The 14,496-nt window shown below is 30.2% G+C and carries 14 protein-coding genes; 6 read left to right on the forward strand and 8 right to left on the reverse strand.

The window, feature by feature from the left end:
* Position 1 precedes the first annotated feature (1 nt).
* Positions 2 to 757: a M15 family metallopeptidase gene (locus LPB136_RS11300; protein WP_072556982.1), complete on the forward strand. Its 756-nt coding sequence runs from the start codon at positions 2 to 4 to the stop codon at positions 755 to 757.
* Positions 758 to 1,537: 780 nt separating this feature from the next.
* On the opposite strand, the gene LPB136_RS11305 is transcribed toward LPB136_RS11300, so the two are convergent.
* Genes LPB136_RS11305 through LPB136_RS11315 form a run of 3 tightly spaced genes read right to left on the reverse strand, consistent with a single transcriptional unit; the run spans position 1,538 to position 3,290 of the window.
* Positions 1,538 to 2,350 carry an ImmA/IrrE family metallo-endopeptidase gene (locus LPB136_RS11305; protein ID WP_072556429.1) on the reverse strand — a complete coding sequence of 271 codons (813 nt, stop codon included), beginning with the start codon at positions 2,348 to 2,350 and terminating at the stop codon, positions 1,538 to 1,540.
* Positions 2,334 to 2,636 (reverse strand): hypothetical protein, encoded by a 303-nt coding sequence (locus LPB136_RS11310; RefSeq protein ID WP_072556430.1) that lies wholly within the window; start codon positions 2,634 to 2,636, stop codon positions 2,334 to 2,336. The genes LPB136_RS11305 and LPB136_RS11310 overlap by 17 nt, the downstream gene beginning before the upstream one ends.
* Before the next feature lie 12 nt (positions 2,637 to 2,648).
* On the reverse strand, positions 2,649 to 3,290 hold the full coding sequence (locus LPB136_RS11315; protein WP_072556431.1) for an RNA polymerase sigma factor: 642 nt from the start codon (positions 3,288 to 3,290) through the stop codon (positions 2,649 to 2,651).
* 114 nt (positions 3,291 to 3,404) lie between these two features.
* On the opposite strand from LPB136_RS11315, the gene LPB136_RS14080 reads away from it, so the two are divergent.
* The 5 genes from LPB136_RS14080 to LPB136_RS11335 are packed head-to-tail and all read left to right on the forward strand — an operon-like array spanning position 3,405 to position 6,139.
* Positions 3,405 to 3,581, forward strand: coding sequence for a hypothetical protein (locus LPB136_RS14080; protein ID WP_204218332.1), 177 nt, complete (start codon positions 3,405 to 3,407; stop codon positions 3,579 to 3,581).
* 3 nt (positions 3,582 to 3,584) lie between these two features.
* The gene (locus LPB136_RS11320) at positions 3,585 to 4,010 is read left to right on the forward strand and encodes a lecithin retinol acyltransferase family protein (protein WP_072556432.1); all 426 of its coding nucleotides are present in this window, start codon (positions 3,585 to 3,587) and stop codon (positions 4,008 to 4,010) included.
* Positions 3,997 to 4,482, forward strand: a complete 486-nt coding sequence (locus tag LPB136_RS11325; protein ID WP_072556433.1) for a Pycsar system effector family protein — start codon at positions 3,997 to 3,999, stop codon at positions 4,480 to 4,482. The genes LPB136_RS11320 and LPB136_RS11325 overlap by 14 nt, the downstream gene beginning before the upstream one ends.
* A gap of 11 nt (positions 4,483 to 4,493) precedes the next feature.
* Positions 4,494 to 5,480, forward strand: coding sequence for an adenylate/guanylate cyclase domain-containing protein (locus tag LPB136_RS11330; RefSeq protein ID WP_072556434.1), 987 nt, complete (start codon positions 4,494 to 4,496; stop codon positions 5,478 to 5,480).
* On the forward strand, positions 5,480 to 6,139 hold the full coding sequence (locus LPB136_RS11335) for a hypothetical protein (protein WP_072556435.1): 660 nt from the start codon (positions 5,480 to 5,482) through the stop codon (positions 6,137 to 6,139). The genes LPB136_RS11330 and LPB136_RS11335 overlap by 1 nt, the downstream gene beginning before the upstream one ends.
* 4 nt (positions 6,140 to 6,143) lie before the next feature.
* On the opposite strand, the gene LPB136_RS11340 is transcribed toward LPB136_RS11335, so the two are convergent.
* The 5 genes from LPB136_RS11340 to LPB136_RS11360 are packed head-to-tail and all read right to left on the reverse strand — an operon-like array spanning position 6,144 to position 14,470.
* A complete protein-coding gene (locus tag LPB136_RS11340; RefSeq protein ID WP_072556436.1) occupies positions 6,144 to 8,093 on the reverse strand; it encodes a heavy metal translocating P-type ATPase in 1,950 nt (649 codons plus the stop codon).
* Entirely contained in the window at positions 8,090 to 8,452 is a 363-nt protein-coding gene (locus LPB136_RS11345; protein WP_070238185.1) for a DUF3703 domain-containing protein, read from the reverse strand. The genes LPB136_RS11340 and LPB136_RS11345 overlap by 4 nt, the downstream gene beginning before the upstream one ends.
* 56 nt (positions 8,453 to 8,508) lie before the next feature.
* Complete coding sequence (locus tag LPB136_RS11350) at positions 8,509 to 8,922, reverse strand: Fur family transcriptional regulator (protein ID WP_070236304.1); 414 nt, start codon at positions 8,920 to 8,922, stop codon at positions 8,509 to 8,511.
* A 3-nt stretch (positions 8,923 to 8,925) separates the two neighbouring features.
* On the reverse strand, positions 8,926 to 10,131 hold the full coding sequence (locus LPB136_RS11355) for an efflux RND transporter periplasmic adaptor subunit (protein WP_070236305.1): 1,206 nt from the start codon (positions 10,129 to 10,131) through the stop codon (positions 8,926 to 8,928).
* Between the two features lie 4 nt (positions 10,132 to 10,135).
* Positions 10,136 to 14,470 (reverse strand): CusA/CzcA family heavy metal efflux RND transporter, encoded by a 4,335-nt coding sequence (locus tag LPB136_RS11360; protein ID WP_072556437.1) that lies wholly within the window; start codon positions 14,468 to 14,470, stop codon positions 10,136 to 10,138.
* Positions 14,471 to 14,496: the final 26 nt, after the last annotated feature.

Below are 14,496 nucleotides of genomic sequence, written 5' to 3' on the forward strand. Positions count from 1 at the left end.
AATGAAAAGAATTTTAATGCTTTTTATCATTATCTGTTCTTGTAAAGAACAAAAGAAAGTTGAAGAAATAGTCTCCAATATTTCAGTTTTTGTTCCTATAGAAGAAGAAATTGAAAATCAATTCGATAAAAATTTTATTTTAGGAAAGTTTAATTACAGAAAGGATACTTCTTTTGTAAAAGTAAAAAAGATGCATTCTTCTAAAACTTTATATATTAAAAGAGAAACTTATTTGTCGTTCGTTAGAATGTTTAATTCTGCAAAATTAGAAGGTATTAATTTAAAAATCATTTCAGGAACACGAAATTTCTACGAACAGAAATCAATTTGGGAAAGAAAATGGGAGCGGTATAAAAACTTGAAACCCATAAATAGAGCAAAAAAAATATTAGAATATAGCTCGATGCCTTCAACTTCTAGACATCACTGGGGAACTGATATAGACCTAAATAACCTCAACAATTCTTATTTTGATAAGGGGATAGGTAAGAAAGAATACGACTGGTTAGTAAAAAACGCAAATAAATATGGTTTTTTTCAGGTTTACGTATCCAAAGTAAATGGTCGAAAAGGTTATAATATAGAAAGATGGCATTGGTCTTATATTCCTTTATCTGGAGAGTATTTAAAACACTATAGAAAGAATATTAAAGTTGATGATATCAGTGGCTTTAAAGGATCTGAACTGTCAAAAGAGTTGGATGTAATTAATGTATATGTGAATGGGGTTTCAAAACAATTAATTGAAGACAAATAGAGCTTATTTAATGATAAATATTTCTCTGATTGTTATATTTCTGATAGTTTTTATTATTTTTTATAACTTTCAAATTTCTTGTTATTATAAAGAAAAGTACAATGTGATTTGTAAAACTTGTGGAATCACTAGAGATTTTAAATCTTTACTAGTTTTTGAAAGTGAAAATCTCATTAATCCTTTATCAAAAATTTATTTTTCTTTTTTCTTAAGTTTATTTCTGATGAGGTTTATGACTAGTTATCTCGTTTTAAGGAAAATAAAATACACGTTGATACTCGATTTACTCATTTCAATTTCTTTCTTTTTTTATATTTTATTGAAAATCTAATTTTTTGTAATGAGAAAAACAAACAAAAAAAGGTCTTTTTTTAGTTGATAGATCCTTAATAATACTAATAATTAAAAATAATAAAATTATGGATCAAAGAGATTTTTCAAACGAATTAATTTCCAGAATGATAAGTGACGGATGTCAGCTAATGTTTATTTGGATGAGAAAAAGAAGAAACATTTTAGATTAAGAGAAAATAAACCAGCCCAATATTTGGGCTGGTTTATTTTATTTGGTAAAATACCTCTTCCTGAAATATCTAAAAATTTCTTAATGAATGTCTCTGGGTTTATCATTTCATAGATTAACTCATCTGCGATGATTTCTTCTGCTCTTTCTGTACTATTTTGTCCAAATGACTTTTTACTGGGATTCCATTGGAAGGTGCTTTTTAAGAAACTATAAAGAAATTGTTTCGAAGAAAATGTTTTTAGTTTATCTGGATTTTAATCTTCCCAAATTATACTAAATGTGTGTTTATTATTCATTAAGCAATGTTCGTAAAATGGTTTTTCAGCTTGGCTATCTTTCCAAATATTAAACCAATCCATAGCAAAAACTTTTTGAGTATTATTGAATTTTCTACCTAAATTAAAATACTCGCCAGCAACCGTATCTTCTGGAAGTCTATCTTTACCAAATTTCAAAAACTTAAAAGGAAAATCATTTGAAGACCAATACCATTTAATATTATTTTCATAAGCATAAACTACCATTATTGGATGAGAGCCAATAGAACAAAACCTTAAAGCTGTAGCTGAAATACTGGTACCAAATTTTTTTGCTAATTCTTGTATTATTCTAAATTCAAATTTTTTATTTGAACAATACTTTCTAAACCTAGATTCTGGCATTAATAGGCAGGAAGCAAAAAAGTCTGCTTGTCTTTCGGCTCTATTTCTACTTTTAAAACCTGTTAATGAACAATGGCTTGGAGATAGTCCTTTTAATAGTGCATTTCGATGGTCATCTATAAAATAATGCCCTAATTCGTGACCAAAAGTAAAACGAGCTCTTTCTGAATAAGCATGACCTAATTTATCAATATTAATATAAATATGAAAGTTTCTATTGGAGCATTCTAATAAACCGTCAAATGCATCAGAATAGTTCCCAAAACTATAAGGGATCTTTTTTCTTTCAGCTAAAATTATAGGGTCGATTTGACTGTCAGGAAAGTAATAATCTGAAATATCGCTTGCTAAATCATTTAAGTTAACAACATCGTATTGAGAAAGAAAATCATTTTTTCGCTTCATTTTTATCTTTAATCATTTTTTCTCTTATTGCGTTTGTGATTTCTTTACCTTCTCTCGCTGCCATTGATAATGGAATGATAGCTTTATTTTCATTTAATTTTATTACTTTTTTTGTGACAGAAATTTCTTTACTTATTATATCTTCAATAGAAGACCACTCTTTAGGAGATTCAAAATCCTTTGTAAATTTATTTTCAAAAGCTATAATTTCTTCTTCAGATTGGGGCATTGAGTAACCAAATTTTTTCAATAGTTGTCCAATATCTTTTTTGCTATTTGTTTCCATTTTACTGAATTTTTAATTGCTTTTTTTGATAGATTCTCTAATTTGTTTTTTAATACGTGAAATTATTTGACGTATATTATCCCAAGTAGTTTCAAACATGGATTCCATTAACTCTATGTTTTCACTTCTCATTTTTTTTCCTTCTTCATAATGTTGAAAGTATACACTTACGATGTCTCTTTTTTTAGAATCAAGATTGGCTAAAATTACATCTAATTGATTATTTTTTTTAGGCAGTTCCTTTTCTAAAACTTCGTACTCATCATCTTTTAAATTAAAAAGCCAATCATTGTTGGTATCATCAATTTTAGATGTTTCATTTTTTAAATATGATTCATTATTTCTTAAATACTCTAATCTCTTATAGTATGCAATTGTAGCTAAATAAGCTTTAAAACCAGAGTCTGATGATTTGTGTTTATCTGGTTTATAATCCCAATCTAATGGATTGTTCCAAACATGATGAAATACTTCATTTAGTATCGTTTTGGAGAATTCTTCTTTATGTGATTTGTAGTTAATATTTTTCATTATTACATTGTATAAAAACAATCTGTAATACTCATAAATTTTAGAAAAAGAAACTTTAGCTTCTTTGGAATTTGTTTCTTTTTCTGAAATAATTAATAAATGAAATTCTATATCCAATAGCATTATAATGATATGTGTTTTCCGTGACAAATATTTTTTGTCACACTTTGTTCATATATACATAGCACCTCTAAAGTAGAGGTTTAAAAATGTTAAAATATACAAAATTTAATTAAGATGGCAACAAATGGTAAAAGCGGAGATAACCGCAGACATGGAGCAGTCAAAGGACGCTCACAAGTAAAGAACCCAAAAACAGATATATGGATAAAAAGAGATTCAGAAACTGGACGTTTTATGGATGGTAAAACATCAAGTAAAACACCTTTTAAAGGAGTTCGAAAAGAAAATTAAGTTATGGAAGATTATAATAGATTATTAAATAGCTTAAAACCAATAGATGTTATCGTAGCTAAAAAAAGAGTTGGTTTAGGAAGAATTCTAAATCACTACATCGTCTATTTAGGTAATGGGATATTTGTTGGAAATTTAAAAGGATGTGTAAAACAAGTAACACAAAATGAACTTTATGAATTACTTAAAGTTTACGAACCGATTGAAATTAGAGAATTTACTGGAACACAATTAGATGCAAGAGAAGCCATATTTAGAGTTAAGCAAAAGCTAGGACACCCTTACAGCTTTTTAGGCTTTAATTGTGAACATTTTGCTAATTGGGTACAATATGGTAAAGAAACTAGCAACCAAGTTACTAATGGTTTTTTAATACTGGCTGGTTTAGTCACTTTAAAATTAATTACTACTGGAGATGGAAAAAGATAGATTGAAATATACTATAAATAGATTTGACCATTATTTTGATAGTGTTAATAATAAATCTGCTGTTTACATTGCCATTAATACTTTTATAACTGGTGGTATTATTGTCTTACTTACACAGACAAATATAGTTAAGGATTTAATTATTTTAGGTCAAGTTACTGTTTGGTTACTACTTCTTACTGGTATCGTAAATCTAATCGTATTATCTATTGCGAGTATTCCATTTTTTTCATCTAAACCAAAATCTATCTATTATTTTGGAGCAATATCTAAAATGACACAATCTGAATTCAATAAAACTTCTAAAAATTACACTAAAAAGGAAGAGTTAAAAGATTTAAGATCACAAACTTTTGCTCTTTCGCAAGGTTTGACAAAAAAATTCACAAAATTAAAATTAGCAGGTATATTATTGGTTACACAATTCTTTATGCTTTTATTAATTTTTATAACAATATTAATCAATCTATAAAATTAAAAATTATGAGTATTTTCAATCCATATTTGGATGTTATCAAAAAAGCAGTAGATAAAGATCCGAGAAATAATTATATTAAACTTTTTTCAAAACAGCCAGAATCAGATTTTGACACAAGTTACATTAACGAATTACGGAATGAGTTACCAGGTTTAAAGAATCTAAATGAATCTTCGCGTTTAGTAAAAGGACTAAATACACCAGCAATTGAGAACTTACCAAGATTAGGAAATCATCCTGATTTTGCAAATCTAAAATACACCAATAACACAGAAAAACATTGGATTATTTCTGCTTTTGTTGATGTGAAAAAGAGCACACAACTTTACAATAATTTTGCTTTAGCTACTGTAGCTTTGATTACAGAAAGTATTATTAAGGCATCTATTTTTGCCGTAAATCTATGTGGTGGTTATGTCCATCGAATACAGGGTGATGGATTGATGGTTTATTTTGGTGGAAAAAATATTGAAAAAAAACAAGCTACAAAAGATGCTTTAAAAGCTTTTGCAATGATTTCTTATTTTGTAAAAAATGATTTAAAAGACTATTTTGATTCAAAAGGAATTAAAGATATATATACTAGAGCAGGAGTTGATTTAGGGCACGATAACCAAGTACTTTGGATGTATTCTGGTTTAGGAGATTCGGGTGAGGTTACCACGTGTAGTTTACACACAAGTCTTGCTCCTAAAATGCAAGCTAATGCAACCTCAAACGGAATCGTTACAGGGCAAAATATTATAAATCAAATTTCTTCTTCTGATAAGTATTTTAAAGTAAAGTCGAAACCTATTTGGGATTATGAAGATGGACGGTTTTATAATCAATATGATTTTAATTGGGAAAGATATTTAGTGGATAATGATTTTGCAAAACAAAATATAGATAGTGATCTAATTTTAAATATTGGAAATACCAAAGCGCCAGTATTAAATCCAGTCCTTTTAAGTCCTATTGCAGAGGTAAATAAACCGTATTATAATTTTTAATGAATTCTGCACTTAAAAAAGACATACATGAGTTTCTAAACACATATTATAATTTTAAAATCACTAAAAATGAAAGCTGTGTTGTTTTAAGTGGATTTATTGATGTTTTTGATGTGGATGATGTGCTTTGGGGGAATTATGATATCAATGTATTTGTACCAACTAAAAATTATCCTCACGTTACACCTATAGTTGTTGAAACATCTAAAAATATTGATAGAAGTTGGGATTTTCATATATCGGATGAAGGTTTGTGCTGTCTTGCAATACCTCATAAACTAATTTTAGAACAACGAAGTGGAATAAATATAATCAATTTTTATAAAAAGTTTATTTATCCATTTTTTGCGAACCATCAATATAAATTAAAAACTGGAAAATATGCTAATGGAGAGTTTGCACATCACGAAAAAGGTATTCTACAATTTTATAAAGAAGAATTAGAAACAGACAATCTTTTATATATTGAAAAAATCATTCATGTTGGAATAGGAAAACTTAAAGTTGGGAATAATGATTTATGTCCAATTTGTAGTGAGAATAAATTTAAAAGATGTTGTAAAATTAAAGTCTTAAAAATAGAGAAATATGGTCTAGAACAACTTAAAAAAGATTTAGAAATTGTTAAAAATGAAATGCTAGAACATAGAAACCTATAGTTTTTTACCATTTCATTTTCTGTAATCTTACCGCATTCAGAATTGCCAGTAAAGCCACACCTACATCTGCAAAAACGGCTTCCCACATTGTAGCTAATCCACCAGCTCCTAAAATTAACACAATCACTTTTACACCAAATGCTAATCCAATATTTTGCCATACAATTTTTCTTGTAGAACGACCAATTTGAATTGCTTTTATCACTTTTGAAGGTTGATCTGTTTGAATAATTACATCTGCTGTTTCAATAGCAACATCGCTACCTAAACCACCCATTGCAATACCAACATCACTTGCAGCCAAAACAGGCGCATCATTAATTCCATCACCAATAAAAGCAATCTTATTTTCTGAATTTTGTTTTAATTTTTCTACTTCATTCAATTTATCTTCTGGCAATAAACCGCCTTTAGCTTTTTCAATATTTAGTTCTGTAGCTACTTTTTGCGTAATAGAATCCTTATCCCCAGAAAGCATCATTATTTTTTTAATACCTACTTTATGTAAATTGGTAATTGTTTCTTTTGCATCTTCTTTTAGTTCATCTGCTATCACAACATAACCTGCAAATTGATTATCGATTGCAACTAAAACGATAGATTCTACAATAGATTCCGTTTCAGATGGAACATCAATATTATTAGAAGACATTAAGGCTTTATTTCCTACTAAAACTGTTTTACCATTTACAATCCCTTTTAAACCTTTACCTGCAATTTCCGATACTTCTGAAGCTTGAAAATCTTTACCATCTGCTTTATATTCTAAAATAGCTTTTGCAATAGGATGTGTAGATTGTTCTTCCATTGCCATTAGGTATTTCATAAACTCTTTTTCTTCCCAATTAATGGCTTTAATTTCTTTAATTTTAAACACTCCTTTTGTTACAGTGCCAGTTTTATCCATTACCAATGTATTTATCTTGGTCATAGCGTCTAAAAATGAAGCGCCTTTAAACAATATTCCATTTTTTGAAGCTGCTCCCAAACCACCAAAGTATCCTAAAGGAATAGAAATAACCAAGGCACAAGGACAGGAAATTACTAAAAATATTAATGCACGATATAGCCAATCTCTAAACACATAATCATCTACAAAAAAGTATGGTAAAAATGTTATCGCAATAGCCAAATAAACCACAATAGGAGTGTAGATACGAGCAAATTTTCTAATGAATAATTCTGTTTTAGATTTACGAGCTGTTGCGTTCTGCACCATATGTAGAATTCGAGAAATTGAACTATCCTTAAATTCTTTTGTAGTTTCGATTTCTATTACACCATCCATATTAATGCTACCGGCAAATACTTTTTCACCTTTTGAAATCGTATCTGGCTTGCTTTCACCAGTTAAAGCTGCTGTATTGAAAGACCCTTTTTCGGATAATAAAATACCATCCAATGGAATTTTTTCACCTACACGAACTTGAATTTTCTCTCCAATATTTACAGCTTCTGGCGACACACTTATATAGTCACCATCACGAAATACATTGGCTTCTTTTGGCCTAACATCCAATAATGCTTTAATATTTCCTTTTGCTCTATTTACTGCTGCATTTTGAAATAATTCTCCTACTGCATAAAATAGCATTACTGCAACACCTTCTGGATATTCACCAATTATAAATGCACCAATCGTGGCAATAGACATTAAAAAGAACTCGGTAAAAACATCGCCTTTTATAAGGCTTTTCCATCCTTCTTTAATTACTGGAAATCCAACTGGAATATATGCTAAAGTGTACCAAACTACTCGAATCCATCCTTTAAATTGAGGAATCACATCAAAATAATCTACAGCGATACCTACAATTAACATTACAAAACTTATGATAGCAGGAATGTATGTTTTGAATGCGCTACCATCTCCGTGGTCGTGACCATCATCGTGAGAATGTTGTTCCTTTGAATTTGGTTTTAAATCTCTTAAATTGACTTTCTTTTTCTTCATTTTGAATTGAATAAATTTTTAATATCATTAGGTATAATCATAGATTTTAATGGTGGTACGTTTGCACCGCCTGTGTTACCAAGTGGCACGTGGTCAATAAATGATTTCCAACCACCAACAAGTAACCTAATAATTTGACCGAGTACTTCTTTAGTATCTTTTTGCATAAATCCAAATTTTAGCATTAGCCAATGTGAATAGGTATGTTCTATAGGGTAAGATTGCCCTATTATATGACTGCGTTCTAAATGATACCAAGCATTATTATACTGCTTATTTTCTAAACATAAACTGTATAGTTTTAATTCTTCATTATAAGCCTGTTTAAGAGGTTTAGGTATTTTAGTATTAAACTTCATATCCACTAATTTTTTATAAAAATAATCTAATAGTAAGTGCAATGGAAGTACATTTGTTATCTACTACACTTATCACAAATACCTTTTACAACCAAGTTTACATTTTCTGAAACAAAGCCATCAGGCACTTTAATTTTTGGTATTTTATGGTCTGTTAAGCAAATGGTTTCATTACAATTGTTACAATGGAAATGTAAGTGTAAATCTTTATTTATATCACAACTACAACCTTGTTCACATAAAGCATATTTGGTAATACCTGTACCATCATCTATTTGATGTACAATGTCTTTTTCCTCGAATGTTTTAATAGTTCTGTACAATGTAGTTCTATCTGCTTTTTCAAAAGCATTTTCAATATCACTTAATGTTACTGCTACTTGTTTCTCTGCAAGAAACTTATAAATCAATAAACGCATTGCCGTAACGCGAATATTTTTTAACTCTAATAATTGTTCTATGGTTTGCATAATCTAATGTTCGTGTTCTGCTTCGCCTTTTTTCATTTCGGCTATTAAATAATAGGCATTATTATAAGCAAAGTTTGTATTTGGTTTTATATCTTCAGAAAATTGAATAGCTATCCAATTGCCATCTTTTGCTCCTAAAAGCACTTCAACTGGTTTAAAACTCCAATCGTCATTTTCTTTTTCTGCCGAAAACACAAAAAATTTATCACCTTCTTTTACTATCGCACTTTCGGGCAATGCCATAGTTTGTGTGTTTTCTGTTTGAATTTTTCCTTGAATATACATTCCAGGAATTAAGTTACCTTTCTTGTTTTCAATTTCAGCGTGTACGTGTACTGCTTTAGGGTCATCTTCAAATGTTTTGCTTACGGAATAGATTTCTGCTGTTAATTCTTCATCTTGCATTGTTTGTATATTAAAGCTTACTTTTTGACCTTTCTTAACTTTATACACATCTTTTTCAAAGACCATTAAATCAGCGTGAACGTGATGTGTGTTTACAATTTCAAAAAGTTCGGTTTGTGGTTCTACATACTGACCTGTTTTCACTTCAACCTTTTGCACATAGCCTTCAATAGGACTGCGTAGTGAAATACTTTGAGCAATTGTTCCATTTTTAACTAATGAGGTGTTTATGTTTAATAGTTTTAATTGTGCTTCTAAACCGTTTGCCATCGCTTTTGAGGCATCATATTCAGCTTCTGCTTTTTGAAAATTTGCACCAGAGCCAACTCCTGCATCATATAATTTTTGTTGACGCTCAAAGTTCTTCTTTAAAAAATTACTATTGCTAAAAGCATTCAAATAATCGGTTTGCATTTGAATAATATTTGGATGTGAAAGATATGCCACAACTTGACCTTTATTCACTTTGTCTCCTTCAATCACTTTTATGGATAACACATTTGCACCAACTACAGAAGTTATTGCTGCTTCACTTTGTGGTGGTACTTCCAATGTGCCATTTGCTTCTACATAACCACTCATATTACGCAATGCAATGGTGTCTATCTTCATTTTTAAAGCTTCAAACTGTTGTTGTGAAAGCATCACTTCTTCGCCTTCGCTATGGTCATCGTTTTCTTCAATCTTTTGTTCTTCGTTATGGGAATGACCATCACCTTCCTTATGGCTTTCTTTATTTCCGCAAGCAACAACTAAAAATGAAACTGTTAGTAGTGCTAAAATTATATATTGTGTGTTTTTCATTGTCTTATTGATTAAAATATTGTAGTTGAAATGTGCTTTCTAAATAATTTATTAATGCTTCTTGTGCTTCTATTTCAGATTGAATAGCTTCTTTTATGAGTAGTGTAAACCTCGTGTAATCTATCTCTCCTTCTTTATAAGCAAATAAAGCTCCCAATTTTTGTTCTTTTACAAGAGGTAACACCTCCATTTTATAGAAGAACCAAGCTTTTTTCCATTTTTGATAATTCTCTTTTGATTGTTTAAACTTCGATTGTACTTCTTGTTTTTTAAATTGAATATTGGCTTCCGCAATTTCAGTATCAATTTTTGCCGTTTTTACTTTTGCTTTATTTGTTCCTGATAAAAAAGGAATTGAAATTCCTGCTTGATAGGTATAAAAACCAGTATTACCATTTACGTTTTGCAAACCTGCTTGAAGATTTAGCTTGGGTAAACTGTTTGCTTTAGCAGCTTTATATGTTGCTTCTGCCTCTGCTACCTGTAATTGAGCAATACTATATATTGGATGTTTTTCTGGATTAAAAGATTCAACATTAATTCCATTAGTAATTTCAAAATCATCAGAAACAGTAAAAAAAGCATCAGAAATCAACCATAAATTTAGCTGTTTTAATGCAATATTATAGTCGCTTTTAGATTTCATAAATTTATTTTGAATTTGTAAAGCTTGGTTTTTTGCAGCTGCATATTCCAATCTTGAAATGGCTTCTACTTCGTAATTTAAAGCTACAGCTTTTTCAAAGTTGGTATAAATGGAATCTAATTCTTTGTATAAATTGTATTTCCTTTTACTCTGAAAAGCATTTGCCCACGCCTTTTTTACTTCTAATTCTAAATCTAATTCTGAAAGTTGAAACGCTTTTTGAGCTAATTGAATGCGTTGCTCTTGCAATCGTTTTTTTGCAGAAACACCAAACACATCAATGTTGCTTTGACCAATTCCGATAGTTGTATAAATGCCATTCCCGTTATTAATTTCCTCACCTCCAGTAAAAACTTGAGTGGTTCCAAAATCGTAAGCTGTACTTTTTAACTGCTCTTGTTTACTAATTTCTAATTGCTTTTGTTTTAAAAGCGGAAAATTTTCTTTTGATAATTTAACCGCTTCATTCATTGAAATAGTTGGCAACGTATCATTAATTTCTTGTGCGTTTCCATTTATTGGTAAGAAAAACATAAAAACTACTATTGCTGTAACTGTAATTATTTTTTTATCTGTCCTGAACTTGAATGATTTGTTTTCTACCCAATGATATAAAATTGGTAAAATGAATAATGTTAACAATGTAGAAGTTAGTAAACCACCAATTACAACCGTTGCTAAAGGTCGTTGCACTTCTGCACCAGCTGATGCCGAAATTGCCATCGGTAAAAAACCTAATACATCTGTAAAAGCTGTTAACATAATAGGTCTAATTCTTCGTTTTGTGCCTTCTATAATTCTATCTTTTAAATTAGTTACACCTTCTTCTTTTAGTTCATTTAAACCACTAATCATTACCAATCCGTTTAAAACTGCAACACCAAATAAAACAATAAAGCCTACACCTGCAGAAATACTAAAAGGCATATCTCTTAACCATAATGCAAATACACCACCAATAGTTGCCATTGGAATTGCGATATAAATCATTAAAGTTTGTGGTAATGATTTTAAAGCAAAATAAATGAGTACAAAAATTAGTAATAACGCAATGGGTACAACTGTTAGTAAACGATTACTGGCACGTTCTAAATTTTCAAAAGCACCACCATAACGAATAAAATAACCTGTAGGTAATTCTAATTGCGCATCTAACTTTGATTTTATTTCCATTACTAAAGATTTTACATCCCTTCCTCTAACATTTATCCCTACATAGGTTCTTCTATTTGTATTGTCCCTACTTATTTGCATTGGACCAGCTTTATAGCTTACATCTGCAATTTCACGAAGTGGAATTTGATTTCCAGACGGTAAATTGATATATAAATTTTGAACATCAGAAATGTTTTTACGATTGGCAGCATCTAATCTTACTACTAAATCAAATCGCTTTTCTCCTTCAAAAATGATACCTGCAGTTCCACCTGCAAAAGCAGATTGAACCAATTGATTCATTTTATTTATTTGAAGACCATATTGGGCTAATTTATTTCTGTTATACGTAATTGTAATTTGTGGTAAGCCAGTTGTAGCTTCTGCTTTCATATCACCAATACCTTCTGTACCTGCAATAATTTTAGATATTTCTTCTGCTTTTTGAGATAACACATTAATATCTTCACCATAAATTTTTATAGCAATATCTTCTCTAACACCTTCTAATAATTCGTTAAAACGCATTTCAATGGGTTGCGTAAATTCATAATTAACACCAGGAATTATTTCAACAGCTTCTTTCATTTGCTCAATGAGTTCGTCTTTAGAATTAACTGAAGTCCATTCACTTTTTGGTTTTAAAATCACAAAAATATCTGCAATATCCATAGGCATAGGATCTGTTGGTATTTCTGCAACACCAATTCGACTTACAATTTTTTCAACTTCTGGAAACTTTGCTTTAACAATTTGCTCAATCCTTGTTGTCGTTTCAATAGTTTCAGTTAATGAACTACCAGGTTTTAAAATAGCGTGAAAAGCAATATCGCCTTCATCAAGTTGAGGTATGAACTCGCCCCCCATTCTTGTAAACATAAAAACAGTAATCCCAAATAAAATAACAGAAACACCAATTATTAGTTTTCCTTTTTTTATTGCTTTTTCTAATAAAGGTTGGTATTTACGTTCTACCCAATGCACAAATTTATCTCCATAAGATTTTTTTTCTGACTTTGGAGCTCTTAAAATTAAGGCAGACATCATTGGCACATAGGTCAAACAAAGAACCATTGCACCAATCATTGCAAAAATGAAAGTCAATGCCATAGGTTTAAACATTTTCCCTTCAATACCCTCTAATGCCAATATTGGCAGAAATACGATTAGAATAATAAGCTGACCAAAAAAGGCAGCATTCATCATTTTTTTTGAAGCATCTGCTGCAACGCCATCACGTTCTTTGGATGTTAATTTCCTTTTCTTTAATACTTTTGATGCAATGAGAAAAACGGTGCTTTCTACTATAATTACTGCACCATCTACAATAATACCGAAATCAATTGCTCCTAAACTCATTAGATTTGCCCAAACATCAAATGCATTCATCAATATAAAAGCAAATAATAATGATAATGGAATTGTTGAAGCTACTATTAAGCCACCTCGCCAGTTTCCCAATAAGAAAATAAGAACGAAAATCACTATCAATGCACCTTCAATAAGGTTTGTTGCTACAGTTGATGTTGTTTCAGCTATTAGCTTACTTCGGTCTAATAAAGGTTCAATTATCACACCTTCTGGCAAAGATTTTTCAATTTGAGCCATTCGAACTTTTACATTTTCTATTACATCATTTGAATTAGCTCCTTTAAGCATCATTACCAAACCACCTACAACTTCTCCTTCACCATCTTGTGTTAATGCACCATAACGAATAGCTGAACCAAATTGTACTTTGGCAATGTCGCCAATAGTAATTGGAATATTATTCGTATTTTTTATTGTTATTTTCTTTATATCATCTAAACTTCGCACCAATCCTTCACCACGTATAAAATTAGCTTGATGGTTTTTTTCGATATATGCACCACCTGTATTTTGGTTGTTATTTTCCAGCGCTTCAAAGACATCAGTAATTGTTAATCCTATTGCACGTAATTCGTTTGGGTCAACAGCAACTTCATACTGTTTAATTTTACCACCAATTGCATTCACTTCTACAACACCTTCTACCATTGCCATTTGGCGTTGTACAATCCAATCTTGCATCGTACGTAAATCCGTAACCGAATATTTGTCTTTAAATTCAGGTTTTACTTTTAATGTATATTGATATATTTCTCCCAAACCAGATGAAATTGGTCCCATTGAAGGTTCTCCAAAACCAGCAGGAATTTGTTCTTTGATGTCGTTAAGTTTTTCAGCAACTAATTGACGAGGTAAATATGTTCCCATATCATCATCAAAAACGATGGTAACCACAGACAAACCAAAACGAGAAATTGAACGAATTTCTTGGACATTAGGTAAATTACTCATTGCTATCTCTATTGGATAGGTTATAATTTGCTCAATATCTTCTGTTCCTAAATTAGGTGCTTGTGTAATTACTTGTACTTGGTTATTTGTAATATCTGGAACAGCATCTATTGGTACTTGTGTCATACTCCAAATACCTATTCCAATAATGGTAAGCGTTAGCAAACCAATCATAAATTTGTTATTGATTGAAAAATCAATGATTTTATTAATCATAGAAAATGTGTTAATTCAGTTAAACT

This window comes from Tenacibaculum todarodis (assembly GCF_001889045.1).
Classification (GTDB): Bacteria; Bacteroidota; Bacteroidia; order Flavobacteriales; family Flavobacteriaceae; genus Polaribacter; species Polaribacter todarodis.